Below are 21834 nucleotides of genomic sequence, written 5' to 3' on the forward strand. Positions count from 1 at the left end.
GGATATCAAATATAATGAGAATAGCCCGTTAGGACTCACATGGGCAGGACTTACCGAAGTGGATGATGCTTACAACTGGGATCCTGTTTCACTGGTCGAGGGAATTGAAAAAGTGGATATCTTGGGTGTAGAAGCTCCTCTGTGGGCCGAAACTATCGAAACCCTCGACGATATTGAATATCTGATGTTCCCAAGAGTCATAGGAATTGCTGAAATCGGGTGGACCTCTTATGAAAACAGAGTATGGGATGAATATAAAGTTCGTCTCGGCCAGCACCGGGAGCGCATGAAAGCTCTGGGGATTGATTTTTATGAATCGGAGCTGGTTCCCTGGCAGGATGAATCCGGGTATTTTATGGATATCGAAATAACGGATGAAGTGGTTTCAGAAACCGATTAGTTTTACCAGAGAAGTAACATGATTGTGGAAATTCAAACCAGCTTCCTGAATTAATTTATATATGACACGACACAAGAGGTGGTCTCAAAAGGGGCCATCTCTTTTTTTTTTCGACTAAGTTCCTTTTTTAGGATTGTAAAAGACAAGTTTAATTAAAAATTTATAATTAATTTCATCAATTAAAATGCTCAACACCTGTCGTTAAACTTTACCTATATGACAACCTATACCAATCCCATTAAAATAAGACTCCGCCCTTTCTATGAGAGTGATGCACCAACATTGGCGCGCTTAATTAATAACCGCAAAATATGGAACAATATCCGGGATTTTATTCCCCACCCGTATTTTGAGCAGGATGCCCGGGAGTTTATTGGTTTTTGTAACCAGGAAGATCCGAAGACCACTTTTGCCGTCGAATATGAAGGTGAATTTGTTGGTGCTGTCGGGCTTGTTCCTCAAACGGATGTTTATCGCATCTCTGCAGAAATCGGCTATTGGCTGGGCGAACCTTTCTGGGGCAAAGGGTTTATGACAGAAGCCGTTAAGCAAATGGTGGATTACGGGTTTAAACATCTGAACCTGACCAGAATCTTTACCGGTGTATTTGACTTCAACAAAGGTTCTCAGCGGGTGTTGGAAAAAGCCGGTTTTAAACTGGAATGCATCTTTGAGAAAGCCCTCATCAAGAATGGGGTGGTATGTGATGAATACCGGTATGCCATCATTAAAGATAAATGGAGACAATGAAATAGCTATTGGTTTTTCTGGTTGTTTTAGGAATTTTTTCTTCTTGGAAGTGTGCTAATCGGCAAAAGGAGTTGTTGGCGCTATACTACCCGGTTGAATCTCAAGAGTAAAAGAGTACCTATGCTCAAAGAGCATCCCCATGTGGAACTCTCTGTAGTGAATTTTAACCGAAATAAGTGCCTGGGTTGAAAAGAGAACCATCAGGGTTTGTCCAATGTTTAAGAAGTGTCTTATTATTTTCTTCGACTTTTGAGGTATAAAAACCAAGTAAAAATTTTATGTGTTGGGGACGTAAACTTTTTTTTATTGCCATTGCATTATTTCTTTTCAGTGAAATATCAGCTCAGGTAAGTGCTGGTGAGTTTTACTCAACACATCTTCAATGCCAAAATACAGGGATGTTTATTTTGGGGGTTTGGGCGGTGGCGAATATTGCCACCGGTGTCTACGGTTGGAGCCGATATGGAGGAGATGCAAAATATTTTCATCAGATGAATCTGTTTTGGAATACTGTAAATCTGGGGATTGCCGGATTTGCTCTATATAACAATATGCAAACGGGTCCGCTGATGTTTGGGGTAGAAGAAGCTCTGGATGAAGCCCGGAAAATAGAAAAAATACTGTTGATCAACAGTGGGTTGGATGTGGCCTATATTGGTACAGGCTTTTTGCTCAGGAATCTTTCATCTAATTCCGACAAGCGTAAAGATTTACTGAAAGGCTACGGGAAATCTTTAATCCTTCAGGGAAGCTTTTTGCTGGTGTTTGATCTTATACTTTATGGGGTATTGCATTCATCACGAATGGATTTTATGGAGGGAATTTCTTTTTCCTTAGAAGAAAGTTATTGGGGTGTTTCCTGGTGTTATTGTTTTTGAATGAGGAGATTCCGGCACGTATTTTGGATGTTTTTGAAGTGAGAAACTAAAAAAACAGGAGAGATATGAGAAGATTAGCTTCATTTTTTCTGGCTGGTGCTTTTATTTTCGGAGCTTTGACCTCCGTGGGAGCTCAGCAGAAAATGACCAAAGTTGAAAAGAGACAACAGCAGTTTGAAGAAACAAAAAAGCTGGTAAAGAGCCGGAATTTTATTTTTGAGGCTGACCATGCTTTCCCTTCAGGTGGAGCATCTATTGATCTGACTACCAATTACGGATATCTTAAGGTAAAAGAAGACTCAACAGCCGTAGGGGATCTGCCCTTTTTTGGCAGGGCTTTCAGCGTTGATTACGGAGGAGGTGGAGGTATTGAATTCTCAGGAAAGATGGAAGAACAGGAATCTGATGTCGATGAAGAAAAGAAAATTATTACATATTCTTTCAAGGTGAACGATGGTGATTATTTTCAGGTGTCTCTGCAAATCTCCTACAATGGAGATGCCTCTCTGAATGTAATAAGTCATAATCGAAGTGCAATCAGGTACCAGGGGAATGTATCCCGGGTTGAGGGAAACTGATGTGCGTTTTTGTTAGAAACATCTATTTGATGGTTTTGAGACACTGTTAATTAGGGTGATCATTTCCATCCTGAAAAGTAAGAATAAACTCTGTCAGGTCGGTGTCTCCCGATAGATTTAGTTTTTTTCGTACCCGGTAGCGATGGTTCTCCACGCCCCTTACAGAAATGCCAAGCAACGGGGCAATCTCTTTCGAGGTCAGGTTGATTCTCAGAAAGGCACATAGCCTCAGGTCGCTTGGTGTAAGGTCGGGATATTCGTTTTTCAGGGATTGCAGAAACGATTCATGAGCCAGGTTGAAGTTGTACTCAAACATTTTCCAGTCGTCATCGCCTGTTATGTTGCTGTCGATTTTTTTTGTCAGTTCATTGTAGTATTTGTCCGGGTATCGCGTACCAAGCTGCTCCTTGTGACGCTTTAATTTCTCTTTGAGAGATATCAGAAACTCATTCTTTTTGATGATTCCCATTGTGGAATTGGCCAGCTGTCTGCTTTTGAAGGAAAGCTCAGATTGAAGCTTATCATTCCTCAGCTGGATGAGTTCCCGTTCTTTTTCCTCTCGTTTGTGTTTTTCATTCAGTTTTACCCGTTTGATTGTAATATGTTTGCCCAGAAAGAAAAGGCCGGCAAAGACCAGCGCATAAATGACAAAGGCAAGGGAGGACTGATACCAGGGAGGTTTAACCCGAAAAGGAAGTTTGTGTATCTCTGAGGTATGGCCCCAATTGTTGGTTGCTCTTACGCTGATAGTGTATTCTCCGGGAGGAATACGATTGATAACAAATCGGGGCTGACTGGTTGGGGCTGACCATTCGCCGATGAGTCCGCTGACTTTATATTGGTAGGAAATTTTTTCGCTGGAAAAAAGAGGGAATGAGTACCGGAGAATCAGGTTATTTTTCCCGTGGGGAATGACCGGTTTTTTTGTGAAGGGCGATAATACTTCCGGTTTTCCGGATTGCCCGCTGATTTTGATTTCCCGGAGATGTAACCTTTCTCCAGATATTCTGCTTCCACTTTCCGGAATATCAGCATCAAGCACTGCATAGCCATTTTCAAGGCAAAGCAAGGCCTTTCTGTTGTGCAGTGGAATGAGGTTTTCTTCACGGGGAATCATTTCGTTGCGGAATAGGGCAATGGGAAATTCTCTGATTTTCTCCACGTCTGTTCCAAGAATTCTGAACAGGGCAATTCCTGAGGAATTCATAAACCAGTAGTGGTGGTCGGGTCCTCCGGAAATCAGGAATGAAGATGAATAATCTCCCAGATGATTGTTTAAAAATGCGTAGGGAACGATGGAATCTTTCAGATCATCGTAGGTGTAAATCTGCTCTTCATTGGTGAACACGATTCGGTTTTCGACCGAGAATGTGCGAATGCTGGCTCCCTGTCGCCAAATATTAGAGTTTTTGCTAAAGTGGGTTACCTGAATGGCCGAATCCAGCGCCTCATTCAGCCTGATTTTGTAAATTCCCTGGTAGCGGTGAGATGCCCAAAGATTGTTGCGGTGGTCGAATTCGACAAAGCGTATCAGGTCGCTAAAACCTTTGACAATGTTATTGGCTTTCCAATGACCGTTTTCTTTGGTAAAAACAACCAAATCGCTGTAAGTGCTCTGAAGCAGGTGGTTGGGGCGTTCCGGGATTTGGGTTATGGAATATCCGCCTGCGTGGTTCGATATCAGTTGGGGCTTATGATCGTCAATAAGAAATGTTCCGGAGTTGTGGCCCACAAATATTTTATTGTCGATGATGTCGCAGTCCCATACCTGACGCTGTGTTCCGGGAACCAATTCAAACCGTTCGTTCTGACGTAGCCATTCACGCCGGAAAAGCCCCTGGTTGGTACCGGCATATAGCATTCCGTCATACAAGGCCGCCGAATAGACAGCACCCAGTTCGGGATGCCTGAATATACTGTAGGAACCCGATGATGAAAAGGAGACAAAATCCAGCCCTTTATCCGATGCAACCCAGATATTTCCCAGTCTGTCGCATTTCATGGCATGAACGGTATTGCTTTGAAGCCCGGTCTTTATGTCTATACTTTGAGTCAGTTTGCCCCCTGAATCAAGAATTTTTATTCCGTCAAGGATGGTACCTACGAAAGTATGACCGTCTTTTAAATGTATTGCCTTGTTGATGTTGTTGCGAATGAGTGATTCGGTAAGATTTGTTGCCCAGGGATGGGCCTGGTTTGTGGCAGTATTGAATACAAAGAAGCCGCTGGACTCGGTGCCAATCAGATAATTGTTTTCCGAAATGCGGTCGATAAAAGTGACAGATTTGCTGTTGAAAAATGCCCCGGAAAGGAGTGGATGATACTGGTCCCCTGTAACTTTGAATATTCCCTGGTGGATCAATGCAATGAGCAGTTCATTGTTTAGAACTGTCGCATTGGTTATGAATCCGTTAACCTGGATGACAGAAAACTGACCTTCCGAATAAATATAGATGCCCGAAAAAGACTGGAAATAAACTTTGTTTTCAATAATAAAAACATTCCAGAACTCCTCATTCTTTGGAAAATGCTCTTCGGCAAGATGTGTGAGTGAGTGATACTCCAGTCGTCCTGTTTCGTTGCGTTTCCAATAACCCAGTTCACGGTATCCTCCCGTAAATATGCGGTTCTCCTTGTCGATGGCGATGCACCGGATGGCAAATCCATTAAGGGAGTTGTATAAATGCCAGGATACCCCGTCAAATTCAATCAGCCCGATGCTGTTTCCAAAGTAGGTGTAACCCTGCGAATCCATTGCAATAGCCCAGTTTTTATTGGCACCCCCATATTGATGTTTGTTGAAATTTATGACATGGGGCGCCTGTAAATTGACGGACGTTGCAATAGGAGTAAGGGTTAGAAAAATGAGGAGGAATTTCAGGGATTTTCTCATTTCTTCTTTTTTAAACAATCAGTTTTTTCGGTTTTGGTTTCGTATGTTCGGACTAAAATAGTCGTAAAAATGTAAAATTGTGTTGTCCGGTTGCCAGGTTCTCTAAACAAATTACCCTTTTTACTCATTAAAAGGCAAAAAATACCACATTTTTTAAAGATTTACATCGAAAAAATGTTTTTTAATTTTTATAAATAGAGGTTTGTAATATTCACATCGATAGATTTTTAGTGTGATGTGATGAGGTGATTGTGAAAAATATAATCACATTTTTTAACAATGAGAGTTGTTGGTGTAGCAAATTACTTTCTCAGAGGGTAGGTGTGGCTGTAATTTTACTTCAGCAAAAACAAAAAAATCAAAGTCATGAGAAAAACTCTGTTGTTTATCTGTTTTTTATTGGTGTCTGCATTTGTCTTCGGACAGGATGAAATATCCGTCAGTGGAAAAGTGACAGGCTCGGATGGTCTTGGTATTCCGGGGGCCTCAATAGTTATTGAAGGTACCACTACGGGAACCATTACCGATATGGATGGGAATTTCAATCTGTCTGTTCCTCCCGACGCTATACTTACCTTTAGTTTTGTTGGGCTTCAGGTGCAGACAGTGCCGGTTGAAGGTCGAAGTGTCATAAATGTACAAATGACTGAATCAACCGTGGATCTGGATGAGGTCGTGGTGGTTGGATATGGTGAGATGAAGGTCAAAGACCTTACATCTTCTATTACGACGATTAAATCCGACGATTTGGCCAAAACGCCAACCGGACAAGCCATGCAGGCGATGCAGGGAAAAGTGGCCGGTATGCAGGTGGTCAGTAGTGGTGCTCCGGGCGACAGCCCCACTATTCGGGTTCGTGGTATCGGGTCGTATCCCGGAGAGGGAAATGAGTCGCCATTGTATGTGGTGGACGGGATGTTTTTTGACAACATCGATTTCCTTAACTCTTCAGACATTACTTCCATCTCTGTATTAAAAGATGCTTCTGCAGCTGCAATTTATGGTGTGCGTGCGGCAAACGGAGTGGTGCTTATCGAAACCAAGTCGGGCGGCTACAACCAGGACGCTGAAATTACCTACGATGGTTACTACGGTTATCAGATAGCTCAGGATGTTCTGCAAATGGCCAATGCCGAGCAGTTTACAACCATGGCCATGGAATCGGGTTCGGCTGCCGATGCCCAGTTTATTCAAAATGCCATGCAGCGATATGGCCGGAGCCGTATAAATCCAAATGTTCCTGCTGTTAATACCGACTGGTACGATGAAATTCTGCGACCCGGTGCTATGCAAAATCATAGTCTGGCAGTTACCGGTGGCGGCGAGAAATCAAGCTATTCTCTGGGGGCCAATTATTTCGCTCAGGAGGGGGTTCTGGATATGAAGAACGACTACGAACGGTTTAATCTGCGTTCAAAAATTGATTACAAAGCCACGGAAAGGCTGACTGTTGGAGCCAATGTTTTGTTTAGCAATTCTACCAAATACATGCAGGATGGTGCCGCCTGGTTTGATGCCTATTACGCAGTTCCCACCATGCCAGTTTATGATGAGCAGAATGAGAATGCCTGGCCCGAGAAATACGCCAGTGCTCAGACCCTTGGTTACAGAGGTGGAAAGAATCCCTTTACCTCTCTGGCTTTCTCTAATGATCGCGATAAGCAAAGACAAATTATGGCCAGTTTTTATGCCGAGATAGATATTATCCCGGATATGCTGAGCTTTAAGACCACCTACAACCAGGATTTCTCATCTTCTGAGAAAAGAGAGGTGAGATTACCGTATTATTTAACCGAGAATGCTCAACGTGAGAACTCCTCTGTGTGGAAAACCGCTGCCAACTGGTCAAACCAGATTTGGGACAATGTGCTTACCTTTCAGAGAGATTTTGGAGCCCATGACCTTACCGTGATGGCAGGTACGTCATATCGTGATGAAGCTTATCAGGGACTTTGGGCACAGGGACTGGATTTTCCTGTTGATCAGGAACAGGCCTGGTACCTTAATCAGTCTAAAACTACACCGGAAAACTCAGTAAATGATGATGGACTTCGTCAGTACGGTATTTCTTACTTCGGAAGAGTTTCTTACAACTTCAATAACCGGTATTTGCTTTACGGAACCATGAGGGCCGACGGAAGCTCCAAATATCAGGAGACCTGGGGCTATTTTCCGACCATCGGTGCCGGATGGGTTGTTTCCGAAGAATCTTTTATGGATGAGGTTGCTTTTATTGATTATCTGAAAATTCGCGGTAGCTGGGGAGAGCTTGGTAATGATAAAATTCAGGCCAGCGACGGAGCCCGGACTACCGAAGTAATAAATACTGCGATCAATGATAACCTGGTTTCAGGAACCATTGCTGCCAGTACTTACAGCGAACTGAAATGGGAATTGACCGAAGAGACCAATATTGGTATTTCTTCCAGATTTCTTAATGGTAATCTTTCGCTTGAAGCCGATTATTATATCAGGGATACCAAGAATGCTGCCATTCGTGTAAATGTTCCGTCTGTTGGAGAAAGAGTGCTTCGAAATGTGGGAATTATAAGAAATTCAGGACTTGAGGTGGCATTGAATTACAGCAACAGTATTTCTGATGACTTCAGTTTCAATATTGGTGCGAACATCTCCACACTGGAAAATGAAGTACGCGACCTGTATGGTCAGCCCTACATTGATGGAGGCTCTGCAGAATTCCGGCAGCGATCCATCGTAGGAGAGCCATTGCTTGCTTTCTTTGGTCACGAGGTCGTCGGGGTGTATCAGAATGAAGCTCAGATTGCAGATGCACCCTCAGCTGAAGGCGTTACCCTGGAGCCCGGTGATTTTATCTATAAAGACCAGAATGGTGATAATATAATCGATGATAAGGACCGTGTGGTATTGGGATCATATTTCCCCTCTTTAATGTATGGTGCCAATATTGGCCTCAACTATAAGAATTTTGATTTCTCTCTCAGTCTTACCGGACAAACAGGGAATAAAATTTTGAACCGGAAAAGGGGAGAAATTATCTGGACCAATGATGGAAACCTGGATGCCGACCTTGCCAAAAATCGTTGGCACGGAGAAGGAACTTCCAATAAATATCCTTCCTCCGCCGGTCTGAGAAAGAGCTGGAATCAAAAGATGAGCGATTATTTTGTAGAGGATGGTTCTTTTATGCGGATTCAGAATATCCAGCTGGGATATACCCTGGACACCCAACGGTGGCTGGACGGACAACTTCCGGAAGCCCGTATTTATGTTACTGCAGAACGACCGCTGACCATTTTTGAATACAACGGGTTCAATCCCGAAGTCTCCGATGGTATCGACCGTCAGACTTATCCCATTCCGGCCGTCTATACAGTAGGACTCAACCTGAAGTTTTAATCTAAAAAAGAATTTATTATGAAACCTGTCAAATATATTTTACTCACTGTTTCGGTTGCAGGCTTGCTGTTTTCCACAGCGTGTCACGATCTTCTGGATGAGCCTGCTGAAAACCGGGCTTTTACTGATGAAACAGATTATACCATCTCGGACAATATGGTACTTCCTTTAATTGGGACGTATGCGGATTTTTATCAAAGAGGATGGGAAGACATTCCTTTGCTGGCTGTCAGGGGTGATGATGTGAACCATGGTGGCGAAGGCGACCAGCAGGATTATGCCAATACAGATAAATTCAACTATAACCGGAATTTCTGGATGTTCAATTCTGTTTGGCAGAATATGTACAAAGACATTTTTACGGCCCACTCTGCTATGGAACAGGTGGAACTTTACATTGCAAATGGTGCCTCACAGGCCAAAGGCGATCAGTATATTGCTGAGGCAAAAGTGTTGCGCGGCTGGTTGTTACTCCAGATTTCGCGGATGTGGGGTGATGTATTTATTACTGAAAGTTCCGACCCTTCTCAATTATATACCATGGAGCTTTCACCCAAAACAGAGGTGATGCAACACATTTCCAATCAGATGGATGAGGCCATTCCAAACTTACCTGATATGCGGCCCAATCAGCGAACCGATATTCCCGGGGGCGTTACCCAATATACGGCATTGGCAATTAAGGCTATGGCCCAATTGGAAATGAAAAATTACCAGGGAGTGGCTGATGCTACAGGAGCGATTATTTCATCAGGACTCTTTTCTCTGGAACCCGATTTTTATAATCTTTTTAAGATTCCCGGGAAATTGAATGATGAGAATCTGCTGGAATTGCAATATTCCGATTATGGACAAGGCTCCGGAGACCTCAGTCGCCACGAATATGATTTTTACGGACCTCAAAACTGGACGCCTGCAGTTGAAGGTGCCGGTGGTGGATGGGGATTTTTTGAGCCCAGTCTGAAGTGGATCAAGTTTATGCTTGATCGTGGTGAACGGCTTCGCCTGGAGACCAGTGTGCTTTTTACCAATCGTGGAATTGCCAAAATTCAGGAAGATGCAGCTTATGCTAACCTGCCGGCCTGGATTTCCAATACGACTCCTTCTGGTGATATTATTAATGATTTTCCGAGAGGCATGTTTTCGAGCGGAAAACAGTACCTGCCATCCAATCAACTTACAGAAGGGCGAAATGCATACGGAACCAATAAGAATTATATCCTCACGCGTTACGCAGAAATTCTCCTGATGCATGCCGAAGCGTTGACCAGAGGTGCCAATAGTTCTGTGATGACGGCAGACGAGGCTGTTAACGAAGTTCGTGAAAGGGCCGGGCTGAATACTCTCACAGGCGTTACCACGCAGCAGGTTTTGGATGAGAAATTTGCAGAGTTGGCAATGGAATTGGGCATTCGTTATTATGACATGATCAGAACGGAGAATTACAATGAACTTAGTTACGATGGTCGTCAGTTTAGTGCCGATAAAACTTATTTGCCCTATCCTCAGGCCCAGGTTGACCTGTTGCCCGCACTTAGAACTGATGCTGAATAATGGTCTTGAATTTAAAACAGAAATATCATGAAGATTTTAAAGAATATACTGGTCTTTTCAATGCTGCTTCTTTTTGCTGGTTCATGCGAAGAAGGCATTGATCCCATTTCAAACGTAGAGCCGGGGCCGGATGAAGCGGCTCCGCAAATAACCCTCAATTATCCCAAAGAGGGAACCAGAATTCAGGTTACAGAACCGGAAACCTCCATTGATATTGATTTTGTGGTGACCGATGACATTGAGATCGGGAATGTGGTGGTGACACTGGATGGTGAGCAAATAGGTTCGTTTACTGATTTTATTGATTATCGCAGGTTTATTAAAAGCCTGACTTACGAAGGGTTGATAAACGGAATGCACACATTATCGGTAACAGCTACCGACCTGGATGGAAAAACCACAACAGTGGAGGTGAATTTCGAAAAAGTACCTCCTTATGAACCTAAATTTGACGGGGAAGTATTTTACATGCCCTTTAACGGCGATTTTATGGAGTTGGTCTCCCAGGAAATGGGCTCCGTTGTTGGAGAACCCGGATTCTCTGATGCCGGGATATCTCTTCAGGCCTATCAGGGAGCTTCTGACGCTTATGTCACATTCCCTACCGATATCTTGAATACCGGAGCTTTTACTGCAGCATTCTGGTATAAGGTTAATGCGGTACCCGGAAATGCAGGCGTGATGTCTATTAGTCCCGAAGGGGAAGATCGTACCAAAGGGTTGCGCTTTTTCCGGGAGGGAGATGCATTAGCCCAAAGATTTAAGTTGAATGTGGGGACAGGAAGCGCTGAGATTTGGAACGAGGGGGATGTTATTGATGCTTCAGCAGACCAGTGGATCCATATTTCTTTTACCGTTTCTGAGGCTTCTACTATCATTTATTTTGATGGGGAGCCGGTAGCTACTACTGATGGCGGTGTAATTGACTGGACAGGATGCGATGAGATTTCGATTGCTTCAGGAGCTCCTAATTTTACGTATTGGGGCCACAACTCAGATCTCAGTATGTATGATGAACTCCGCATTTTCAACAGGGCCTTGTCACAGGCCGAACTTCAGTCCGTAATGGCCGATGAAGGTGAAATACCTCCTTATGAGGCTAAGTATGATAATGAAATTTTCTATATGCCGTTCGACGGTACTTATGAGGAGAAAATTAGTGAAACCATGGCATCCGAAACCGGCATTCCCGGATTTGCCGGGGAGAGTGTTGCCGGGCGGGACGCCTACGCAGGTGCGGCGGATTCTTACCTGACTTATCCCACCGAAGGGTTGACAAATAATGAGTTTAGTGCTGTGTTCTGGTACAAGTCCAATCCGGTACCCGACCGGGCAGGACTGTTGGTGGCTGGTCCTCCGGATCCGGACAATCCTGATGCACAAAACCTGAGAACCTCGGGATTCCGTTTCTTCCGTGAAGGTTCGGCAACTGAGCAACGTTTTAAACTCAATATTGGAACCGGTGACGGTGAGGTATGGAACGATGGTGGAACAATTGACCCATCACTGAATGAATGGGTGCATCTGGCATTTACCATCTCTGAAAGTCAAACGATTATCTACATCAATGGCGAAGTGGCTATGGCTGTAGATTCCAGCCCTATTGACTGGACTGGTTGCGATGTAATGTCAGTCATGTCGGGAGCTCCACGCTTCGCCGGGTGGAACCATCTGTCTGACCATAGCTATATGGATGAGTTGCGACTTTTTAACAGCGTATTATCACAGGAACAAATTCAAGCTATCATGAATAGTGAAAGCGGAAATTAATAAGTTCGTTTTCTTGCAAGCACTACCTAGTGCCAGCAAGAGTATACATGTTTTTTTCCAGTGCTTGATAAGAAGGCGACGAGTGTAAGGCTTGCGATGGCTGAAAAACAGGATTTTACTTTTCGTAAATGACTGTTTTGAAGACGAGCATAACGCAAGAATTGTCGTTTTCTTGCTAGCACTATATACACAACTGTAAATCTGTAGATAGAGAAGGGAGGGTTGTCCGGCATCTGCCGGGCAGCTTTCCTTATTACGCTATAAAAAACAGGGTTTGATGAAAAAATATTTTACGATCGGTCTTTTGCTTCTTTTGGGGGCAGGCTGTTCATTTTCAGGAAAAAAGAGTCAGGAGGGAAGCACCTCTGATAATGGTTTGAGCGACAGCCAACTGCTTGACTCTGTACAATACCGCACTTTTCAGTATTTCTGGGACGGGGCAGAACCCAATTCCGGTCTGGCTCGTGAACGGGTTCATTTGGATGGTGATTATCCTCAAAATGATCAAAATATTGTAACAACAGGCGGAAGTGGTTTTGGACTGATGGCCATTCTGGTGGGCATCGAAAGAGGTTTTATCTCGCGGGAGGAAGGATTTAAGCGGTTTACAAAGGCAGTGGATTTTCTTGACAAAGCCGACCGCTTTCATGGCGCATGGCCACATTGGCTGGATGGAGAAACCGGAAAAGTAAAACCTTTTTCGAACTATGATGATGGAGGTGATTTAGTAGAGACTGCTTTCCTGGTGCAAGGATTACTTGCTGTAAAACACTATTTTAAAGATGGCAGCAACGAGGAACAACAGCTGGTCGAAAAGATAGATCAACTCTGGCGTGAAGTGGAATGGGACTGGTACACCAAAGGGGGTGAAGATATTCTCTACTGGCACTGGTCGCCCAATCATGGTTGGAAAATGGATTTTGGCGTAACCGGCTACAATGAAGCCCTGATAATGTATGTGCTGGCAGCTTCGTCTCCCACGCATCCGGTGCAGCCTTCTGTTTATCATCAGGGATGGGCGCAGAATGGTGAAATTGCTACTGAGTACACCACCTTTGGCTATACTTTACCCCTGAAACATCATGTGGATGCAAAGAAAGGTGGTCCGTTGTTTTGGGCGCACTATTCGTTTTTGGGCCTTGACCCCCGGGGATTAACAGACCAATACGGGGATTACTGGCAGAACAATGTCGCTCATACCATGATTAACCGACAGCATTGTATCAACAATCCAAACGAATACAAGGGATATGGCGAAAACTGCTGGGGCCTTACTTCCAGTTACAGTGTTCCCGGAGCCGCGGCATACATAACCGGACAATCCAGTGAAAAGCCTGCACAAGGTAACTCAGAACAAACAGGCTATGCGGGTCACAGACCTTCTTTTGATTTGAGTGTGATTTCCCCCACGGCAGCGTTGTCATCTTTTCCGTATGCCCCTGATGAGGTAATGCCAGTGATACGTCATTTCTATGAGGATCTTGGTGATAAATTGTGGGGAAAATACGGTTTTTATGATGCTTTCAGTGAAGAGTATCAGTGGTTTCCCCGGCGCTATCTAGCCATTGACCAGGGCCCCGTTCCGGTTATGATTGAGAATCACCGCTCCGGACTTTTGTGGGATCTTTTTATGCAGGACGAAGATGTGCTAAACGGACTGAGAAGGCTGGGGTTTAAAAGTCCTCATTCGGAGTCCGAATAAATTATTAAATTAAATGTTCATGATTTTTGATTCATTATAATCACACAATAGATCGTTAGATATAAGGTGTTGCGTAAAGCTCTGATATGCTGGGTCTTAACAACCAAACACCTTTGAGTGCAAGCGATTGGTGTTCAATCTATTGCAAAAGCTTAACGAAATATTGATCACAAAAGGAAATGATTAAAAAATCATGATAAGTTCCATCTGGCCCTAATTAGTAAAATTTATAAGGATGAAAAGACTGGCGACACTTATTTTTGCTGCATTGTTATCGTTAGCCGGTTTGGCTCAGGAGGTGTTCTTTTTTACCGAAGGGACTGATGAGAGTTATTATGACCAGGGAGTTGTTGATAAAGCCGGATTGGGAGGAAGTACTTTTGAATTTACTTTTCCTCCCGGTGCTCCTCAATACAACGACAAAGTACCTTGCTCAACCACAGCGCACCGGGGCGAAACTTCCCTGAAGTTCAATTATTTATCTGCCCCGGATGGAAACTGGAAGATAACCATTTACCGAAGCGGGTGGTCAACGGCTGATTTGTCACTGCATGATTCGCTGGCCTTTTTTGTTTATTCAGAGGAGTTTTTGCCTGCTTCTGCATTGCCATTAATCGGGTTGCGGGGAATCAATAAAAACAACGACGGAGATGTGGAGTCTGCTCTCTATTCTCTTGGCGGGCACAACTCAGGTATTCCCCCCGGTGAATGGACACGGATAGGAATTCCTCTGAGCATTTTGCGAGTTGATGCGGCCAATGATGCGCTCGACTTTTCGAAAATCAAGGGTGTGGTGTTTAACCAGTCGGAGAGTGACGGAAGTTCCCGTCTCCTGCTTATCGATGACCTTTTTGCTTTTACCTGGGTGGATGAACTTCCGGAGGTTGAAAATCTTACCGCAGATGGATATGACAGTCATACCGAATTGCGCTGGACCAGTCCGGCAAATGATCTGAACCATAGAATCTATGCCTCTTACGACGGAGGACAAAACTATGTGGTGGAGGGCGAAACCACCAATGAATATTTCCTGGATTTTGTACCTGTGGAAGCGCGTAATTCCACGGTTCACTACCGTGTAGTTACCGCCGCTACGGGGAAAGAGTCCCCACCTCAGGAAACATCTGCAGATATTCAAGTTTTCTCCGATGAACAATTGCTGGATATGGTTCAGCGATATGCCTTTCGTTATTTTTGGGATGGGGCCCATCAGGCTTCCGGGATGGCTTTGGAGCGTTCCAATGGTGATGGAACCACAGTGGCTTCCGGTGCTACAGGAATGGGGCTTATGGCTTTGATTGTGGCACATGAAAGGGAGTATGAATCCCGTGTAGAGGTAAAAGAGCGGGTGCTGCAGATTTTGGATTTTCTGACGACCTGTGAACGTCATCATGGTGCCTGGTCGCACTGGTACAACGGAGATACCCGTCAAACCAAAGCTTTTACCCCTGATGATGATGGGGGTGATATTGTGGAGACTTCTTATGTGGCACAGGCCCTCATTGCTTTAAGAAATTATTTTTCGGGAACGGATGCTTCGGCAGTTCAAATTAGGGAGAAGGCGGCAGTCCTTTGGGAGGAAATTGAGTGGGACTGGTACCGCAATGGCGAAAATGTATTGTATTGGCACTGGTCGCCTAATTTCGGCTTTCAAAAAGGAATGAAGGTAAGAGGATGGAATGAATCACTCGTTACTTACCTGATGGCTGCTTCATCACCGGTGCACGGTATTGAGAGAACGGTATATGAGGAAGGCTGGGCCCGGGATGGAGGAATTGTGAATCCACGTACATTCTATAATTACGATATTAACTTGTCGCCCGACTGGGGCGGGCCGTTGTTTTGGCTGCACTATTCTCATTTGGGCATTAATCCGCACGGCTTGGAAGATCAATATGCCAAATACTGGGATGAGCATGTGAATACAGTGAAAATACATTATGCTTATGCTGTGGATAACCCCATGAATCACGAAGGTTATGGTCCCGATTGCTGGGGCCTTACCGCCAGTGATGATCCGGATGGATATACTGCTCACGAACCCTGGAATAACGACAACGGAACCATTAGCCCCACTGCCGCCCTGGCCAGCATGCCCTATCTGCCTGTGGAGTCCATGCGATTTCTGAAGTACCTCTATCGCCAACGGGGTCAGGAACTGTTTGGAATTTTTGGTCCGTACGATGCCTTTAACGACAGTCGCAACTGGATAAAGGAAGCCTACATTGGCATTGATCAGGGGCCTATTGTAGTGATGATTGAAAACCATCGTACTGGTTTGCTATGGAAAAATGTAATGAAAGATACCGAGGTGCAGGCAGGGCTTGAAAAGCTTGGTTTTCAATATCAGGACAATTCTGTATTTGAAGGTTTGCCGGAGGCTATCACCCTTGAGGTATCCCCCAATCCTGTGTCCAGGCGCGCTTTTGTTGCCTTGCCACAGGTGAATTCTTATTTTCCGGTTACTATCCGCCTTTTTAATACAAGTGGACAACTGGTTCGCAGTGAGGAGCGATTGATTACCTCACCCGGGCTCTATATCAATTGCTCCGGGCTTTCGGATGGGCTCTGGTTTCTTGAAATAAGAAACGGTACCAGGCGTTATGTGGCCAAACTGATGGTTGAAAAATAAATAAACAGATTTTAGTAAACAACTAATAAATCATATCAATATGATACGCACTTTTTTGATGTTTCTGATAGCGGGCCTGACTATTTCGTCCTGCAGCCGGCCTTCTGCAAATGATTCTGCAGGAGGAGAAATGGACTCATTTATCAGTGACCTGATGGATGAGATGACCATTGAGGAAAAAATCGGACAGTTGAACCTGATTACTCCTGGAGGAGGAATTCCAACCGGTGAGGCAGTGAGTACCAATGTGGAAGCAAGTATTAAGGAAGGAAAAGTGGGGGGCATTTTCGGCGTAACCTCCCCCGAAAAGGTCAGGAAAGCTCAAACCCTTGCGGTAGAAGGCAGTCGTCTTAAAATCCCGCTTTTGTTTGGGTCGGATGTTATCCACGGTTATAAAACTACTTTCCCGATTCCACTGGGGCTTTCGTTTAGCTGGGATATGAATTTAATTGAAAAGACAGCCCGTGTTGCTGCGGTGGAAGCAACAGCCGATGGACTCAACTGGACTTTTTCTCCCATGGTTGATGTTTCACGGGACCCTCGTTGGGGACGTGTGGCAGAGACTGCTGGGGAAGATCCTTTTCTGGGTTCGGAGATAGCCAAAGCCATGATTCAGGGGTATCAAATGGATGATCTCACCGCGAATACCACGATGCTGGCCACAGTAAAGCATTTTGCCCTCTATGGTGCTCCTGAGGCAGGCCGTGATTACAATACGGTGGATATGAGTCGGTTACGTATGTTTAATGAGTATTTTCCTCCATTCAAGGCTGCTGTCCACGCAGGGGTTGGTTCTGTAATGTCATCTTTCAACGATGTGGATGGAATACCGGCAACAGGTAACAAATGGTTGTTGACTGAAGTGCTTCGCAACAAATGGGGTTTTGATGGGTTTGTGGTCTCGGATTACACCTCCGTAAATGAGATGATTGCTCACGGAATGGGCGATTTGCAGGCAGTGTCGGCATTGGCTCTGAAGGCTGGTTTGGATATGGATATGGTTGGCGAGGGTTTTCTGACAACACTCAGGAAATCTCTGGATGAAGGAATAGTAACAGACGAAGACATCGATAATGCTTGCCGACGAATTCTGGAAGCCAAATACAAACTGGGGCTTTTCGACAATTCTTTTTTGTATGTGAATGAGGCTCTTCCTGCCAGGGAGATTCTGACAGAGGCCACCCGTGCGGTTTCTCGTGATGCTGCTGCGCGTTCAATGGTTTTGCTCAAGAATAATGATCAGATATTGCCATTGAAAAGTGAAGGGACGGTTGCTCTGGTTGGACCCCTGGCCAACGACAAAAACAATATGCTGGGAACCTGGGCTGTTTCGGGGGATCCTCAGACTTCAGTTCCCGTTCTGGAAGGGATGAGAAATGTCGCAGGTAATTCTGTGAACATCCGTTATGCCAAAGGGGCTAATATCTCTGATGATGCTGAATTTGCCGAAAAGGTTAATGTTTTTGGTCCGCGCATTGTCATTGATGATCGCGATCCTGCTGATCTGCTTTCGGAGGCAGTGAAGGTCGCTGCTGGTGCCGATGTTATTGTGGCGGTGGTTGGAGAGGCTTCTGAGATGAGCGGTGAATCAGCAAGTCGGTCGGAGATTTCACTTCCCGAAAGTCAAAAACTACTGGTGAAAGAGCTTGACGCCACTGGTAAACCCCTTGTGCTGGTTATCATGAGTGGTCGTCCACTGACTATTGACGAAGAGCTGGCGCTGGCCGATGCGATTATTTTTACCGGCCATCCAGGCGTGGAAGCTGGAAATGCTATTGCCGATGTGGTGTTTGGAAACTACAATCCTTCAGGAAAACTGACCATGACTTTCCCCCGCAATGTGGGGCAGATTCCTGTCTATTACAGTCACAGGGCCACAGGTCGCCCCAATCCGGGAGACGAGTTCCAGAAATTTCGTTCCAATTATCTGGATGTAGAGAATTCTCCCCTTTTTCCCTTTGGATACGGACTGAGTTACACCGAATTTGAGTACAGTGAGATTACTCTGGATAAATCATCTATGACATCCGAAGATTCGTTAACGGCCTCAATAACAGTCACCAATACCGGGGATTATGCCGGGGAGGAGGTGGTGCAGCTGTACATTCATGATCAGGTTAGAAGTATCACCCCTCCGGTTAAAGAGTTGAAGGGATTCAAAAAAATTATGCTGGAGTCCGGTGAAAGCAAAACTGTAGAGTTTGTGATTACTGAAAAAGAGTTGTCGTTTTATAATTACGACATTGATTTTGTGTCTGAACCCGGTGGTTTTGAGGTTTTTATCGGAACCAATTCGGATGAGTTACAAACTGCTTCATTTGAGTTGATTGAATAAAGAGAATTATGAAGAACAGTCTAAGTCTTCTGAATATAAAATTGTTAGCCTCTGTTGGGGTTGTTGCTTCATCTGTTTTTGGGTGTAGCAGGGCTGTGGAGGAAGAAAAACCGCCCAATATCGTCTTTATTATGTCAGACGATCATGCTTTTCAGGCCATTAGTGCTTATGGACACCCAATTGGTCAGGTTGCACCAACGCCCAATATTGACCGTATAGCCCAGAATGGTGCGATTTTCTCCAACACTTTTTGCGGCAATTCTATTTGCGGACCCAGCAGGGCAGCGATTCTTACAGGAAAACACAGTCATATCAACGGTTTTACCCACAATGGGGTCACTTTTGATGGTACTAAGCCTACTTTTCCTAAGATGTTGCAAGGAGCAGGATATGAGACTGCTATGATTGGAAAATGGCATCTGTCAGGAGAACCTACAGGGTTCGATTACTGGAATATTCTTGACGATCAGGGTTCGTATTACAACCCTGATTTTATCAAAATGGGTGATACGACACGTGTTACTGGGTATGCGACCGATCTTATTACTGAGTATTCCATTAACTGGCTGGAAAGGAGAGCAGATAAAGAACAGCCTTTTTGTCTGATGGTGCACCATAAAGCTCCTCACCGCAACTGGATGCCTGCGCTCCGGCACGTGAATAAATATGACGGAGTGAAATTTCCTTTGCCTGATACTTACTTCGATGATTACTCCGGGCGTCTTGCTGCAGCCGAACAGGAGATGAATATTTATCGTGATATGTACGAGGGGCACGATCTGAAAATGTCTGTGGAAAAAGGTTCCGACAGTTTGCGATACAATCGTTGGCCCGGCGAATTTACGCGGATGAATTCCGAACAGGACAGTATTTGGAAATCTTCTTATCGCCCAGATAATGATGCTTTTCATGAGGCAGCTATGAGCAAGCTGGAGGTAGCAGAATGGAAGTATCAGCGATATATGCACGACTATATGGGTTGCATCGCGTCGGTGGATGAGGGTGTAGGAAAGGTGCTTGATTACCTTGAAGAGAATGGTTTGGCAGACAATACCATCGTGGTTTACACATCGGATCAGGGCTTTTACCTGGGAGAACACGGATGGTTCGATAAACGGTTTATGTACGAACCCTCCTTTCGGATGCCCCTTCTAATTTCCTATCCGGGTCATATTGAGAAGGGAAAAGTGATTGATGCTTTGACTCAAAATATCGATTTCGCCGAAACATTTCTTGATTTTGCCGGAGTTTCTGTTCCCGAAGATATGCAGGGCAGGTCACTCCGACCGATGCTGGAGGGAGAAGAACCTTCTGACTGGCGACAATCTGTTTACTACCATTATTACGAATATCCCGGATTTCACATGGTGAAGCGTCACTATGGGATTCGTACTGAAAGATATAAGTTGATTCACTTTTATAATGACATCGATCAATGGGAGTTGTATGATTTAGAGAAGGATCCCGACGAGATGAATAACCTTATCAATGATGCAGCCTTTGACGAAAAGGAGGCCAGCCTTCGTCAAAAATTGGATTCTTTGATGAGGTTTTACCAGGTACCGCCGATAAACCAATGGAAGGATGAAGATATTTGGGCAGGGCATTGAATTGGTAAGCTTCCTGAACTAATCATACATCAGTGTGGTAGAATCTTTTTTTTCATGAGGGGAAAAAATTGTTTATATTTGTTAAAGTGTTTCTGATACACTTTTCATTAACAGTTAATCTAACCAAAATTTTATGAAGACAAGATTTTCCTTTTTATGTCTGTTTTTCCTGATGCTGACAGTCTCGGTTTCCGGGCAGAACAATGAGTTTTCCCGTATTTCGGTCGATGGCAAAAACTTTGTCAATGAACAGGGAGAAGTTGTGGTATTTGAAGGCCTGAACATTGCAGATCCCGATCGACTGGAAAAAGAAGGGCAGTGGAAAGCCGGACTATTTAAAGAATTGGCGGCATGGGGTGCCAATGTTGTGCGTTTACCTGTGCATCCTAAAGCCTGGCGCGAGCGAGGCGAGGAGGCGTATTTAAAATTACTCGATCAGGGGATTGAATGGGCGAAAGAGGCCGGATTGTATGTGATTATTGACTGGCATTCTATTGGAAACCTGCGAACCGGGTTATTTCAGAATGAGATGTATCATACATCCATTCAGGAAACTCACCGATTTTGGTATACCATCAGTCGCAGATACAAAGATGAGCCTGCTGTTGCTCTTTACGAAATCTTCAATGAGCCGACTACTTTCCTTGGACAGTTGGGGACCTTAACCTGGGAACAGTGGAGTGATATATTGGTGGATATTATATCGATAGTGCGTGCCAACAATCCTGATGCTGTTCCATTGGTGGCAGGTTTTAACTGGGCTTATGACCTAACACCTGTAATGGAGCAACCACTGCCTGTTGAAAACATTGCTTACGTGAGCCATCCTTACCCACAGAAGCGTGAGCAACCCTGGGTGCCCAAATGGGAGCAGGATTTTGGTTTTGTAGCTGATAATTACCCGGTAATTGCTACCGAGGTAGGTTATATGTATCCCGATCAAAAAGGCGCACATATTCCTTGTTTGGGAGATGACGAGTATGGCAAAATACTGACTGATTATTTTGACAGTAAAGGCATTTCCTATGTGGCCTGGGTGTTTGATCCCGACTGGTCGCCTCAATTGATTAAGGACTGGAACTACACACCTACACGCGCGGGAGAATTCTTTAAAGGAGTCATGTCTGGAGATAAATAATATCTCCTTTAACGGGCAACGGAAATAGTTGAAGCTGCCTCAGTCCAATTGCAGGAAATTCGGATTGAGGCAGCTTTTTGTTTCTCTATATTTTGTCAATTCTGTCCCAAATAAATATTTTTAACGTGCTGACTGGCTTGATGAGGGCTGACCTTGGCAGGTAAGCCTAAAAACAAGGTTGTTTTATCGTTAAATCGTCTCTGTTTGAATCTCGTG

13 protein-coding genes are annotated in these 21834 nt (G+C 44.5%); 12 read left to right on the forward strand and 1 reads right to left on the reverse strand.

Annotated elements, in window-relative coordinates; genetic code table 11:
- From QZZ43_RS01225 to QZZ43_RS01240, 4 genes are all read left to right on the forward strand, one after another.
- Positions 1–400 (forward strand): family 20 glycosylhydrolase (locus tag QZZ43_RS01225; protein WP_291855290.1); only part of this gene is annotated, 400 nt, incomplete at its 5' end.
- Between the two features lie 216 nt (positions 401–616).
- Complete coding sequence (locus QZZ43_RS01230) at positions 617–1150, forward strand: GNAT family protein (protein WP_291855293.1); 534 nt, start codon at positions 617–619, stop codon at positions 1148–1150.
- 278 nt (positions 1151–1428) lie between these two features.
- On the forward strand, positions 1429–2028 hold the full coding sequence (locus tag QZZ43_RS01235; protein ID WP_291855296.1) for a hypothetical protein: 600 nt from the start codon (positions 1429–1431) through the stop codon (positions 2026–2028).
- 65 nt (positions 2029–2093) lie between these two features.
- Entirely contained in the window at positions 2094–2606 is a 513-nt protein-coding gene (locus QZZ43_RS01240) for a DUF4251 domain-containing protein (RefSeq protein ID WP_291855299.1), read from the forward strand.
- A gap of 46 nt (positions 2607–2652) precedes the next feature.
- Here the strand turns inward: QZZ43_RS01240 and QZZ43_RS01245 are convergent, their stop codons facing one another.
- The gene (locus tag QZZ43_RS01245; protein WP_291855303.1) at positions 2653–5499 is read right to left on the reverse strand and encodes a triple tyrosine motif-containing protein; all 2847 of its coding nucleotides are present in this window, start codon (positions 5497–5499) and stop codon (positions 2653–2655) included.
- 366 nt (positions 5500–5865) lie between these two features.
- Here QZZ43_RS01245 and QZZ43_RS01250 point away from each other — a divergent pair, with 366 nt between their 5' ends.
- The 8 genes from QZZ43_RS01250 (at position 5866) to QZZ43_RS01285 (ending at position 21618) form a co-directional block, all read left to right on the forward strand.
- Complete coding sequence (locus QZZ43_RS01250; RefSeq protein WP_291855306.1) at positions 5866–8877, forward strand: TonB-dependent receptor; 3012 nt, start codon at positions 5866–5868, stop codon at positions 8875–8877.
- 18 nt (positions 8878–8895) lie between these two features.
- Complete coding sequence (locus QZZ43_RS01255) at positions 8896–10431, forward strand: RagB/SusD family nutrient uptake outer membrane protein (RefSeq protein ID WP_291855309.1); 1536 nt, start codon at positions 8896–8898, stop codon at positions 10429–10431.
- A gap of 27 nt (positions 10432–10458) precedes the next feature.
- Positions 10459–12201: a LamG-like jellyroll fold domain-containing protein gene (locus tag QZZ43_RS01260; protein WP_291855312.1), complete on the forward strand. Its 1743-nt coding sequence runs from the start codon at positions 10459–10461 to the stop codon at positions 12199–12201.
- 277 nt (positions 12202–12478) lie between these two features.
- On the forward strand, positions 12479–13903 hold the full coding sequence (locus QZZ43_RS01265) for a glucoamylase family protein (RefSeq protein WP_291855315.1): 1425 nt from the start codon (positions 12479–12481) through the stop codon (positions 13901–13903).
- A gap of 235 nt (positions 13904–14138) precedes the next feature.
- Complete coding sequence (locus QZZ43_RS01270; RefSeq protein ID WP_291855318.1) at positions 14139–16535, forward strand: glucoamylase family protein; 2397 nt, start codon at positions 14139–14141, stop codon at positions 16533–16535.
- A gap of 40 nt (positions 16536–16575) precedes the next feature.
- On the forward strand, positions 16576–18870 hold the full coding sequence (bglX, locus tag QZZ43_RS01275; protein ID WP_291855321.1) for a beta-glucosidase BglX: 2295 nt from the start codon (positions 16576–16578) through the stop codon (positions 18868–18870).
- An 8-nt stretch (positions 18871–18878) separates the two neighbouring features.
- A complete protein-coding gene (locus QZZ43_RS01280) occupies positions 18879–20480 on the forward strand; it encodes a sulfatase (protein ID WP_291855324.1) in 1602 nt (533 codons plus the stop codon).
- Between the two features lie 133 nt (positions 20481–20613).
- Positions 20614–21618, forward strand: coding sequence for a cellulase family glycosylhydrolase (locus tag QZZ43_RS01285; RefSeq protein ID WP_291855327.1), 1005 nt, complete (start codon positions 20614–20616; stop codon positions 21616–21618).
- Positions 21619–21834 lie beyond the last annotated feature (216 nt).

Origin of the sequence: Marinilabilia sp. (assembly GCF_016278715.1) — a bacterium.
In the GTDB taxonomy this organism is placed as follows: domain Bacteria; phylum Bacteroidota; class Bacteroidia; order Bacteroidales; family Marinilabiliaceae; genus Marinilabilia.

Excerpts from the sequence above, each read along its gene's own strand:
- QZZ43_RS01230 (WP_291855293.1), top strand. The coding sequence starts at position 617 with ATGACAACCTATACCAATCCCATTAAAATAAGACTCCGCCCTTTCTAT.
- QZZ43_RS01235 (WP_291855296.1), top strand. The coding sequence starts at position 1,429 with ATGTGTTGGGGACGTAAACTTTTTTTTATTGCCATTGCATTATTTCTT.
- QZZ43_RS01240 (WP_291855299.1), top strand. The coding sequence starts at position 2,094 with ATGAGAAGATTAGCTTCATTTTTTCTGGCTGGTGCTTTTATTTTCGGA.
- QZZ43_RS01245 (WP_291855303.1), bottom strand. The coding sequence starts at position 5,499 with ATGAGAAAATCCCTGAAATTCCTCCTCATTTTTCTAACCCTTACTCCT.
- QZZ43_RS01250 (WP_291855306.1), top strand. The coding sequence starts at position 5,866 with ATGAGAAAAACTCTGTTGTTTATCTGTTTTTTATTGGTGTCTGCATTT.
- QZZ43_RS01255 (WP_291855309.1), top strand. The coding sequence starts at position 8,896 with ATGAAACCTGTCAAATATATTTTACTCACTGTTTCGGTTGCAGGCTTG.
- QZZ43_RS01260 (WP_291855312.1), top strand. The coding sequence starts at position 10,459 with ATGAAGATTTTAAAGAATATACTGGTCTTTTCAATGCTGCTTCTTTTT.
- QZZ43_RS01265 (WP_291855315.1), top strand. The coding sequence starts at position 12,479 with ATGAAAAAATATTTTACGATCGGTCTTTTGCTTCTTTTGGGGGCAGGC.
- QZZ43_RS01270 (WP_291855318.1), top strand. The coding sequence starts at position 14,139 with ATGAAAAGACTGGCGACACTTATTTTTGCTGCATTGTTATCGTTAGCC.
- bglX (WP_291855321.1), top strand. The coding sequence starts at position 16,576 with ATGATACGCACTTTTTTGATGTTTCTGATAGCGGGCCTGACTATTTCG.
- QZZ43_RS01280 (WP_291855324.1), top strand. The coding sequence starts at position 18,879 with ATGAAGAACAGTCTAAGTCTTCTGAATATAAAATTGTTAGCCTCTGTT.
- QZZ43_RS01285 (WP_291855327.1), top strand. The coding sequence starts at position 20,614 with ATGAAGACAAGATTTTCCTTTTTATGTCTGTTTTTCCTGATGCTGACA.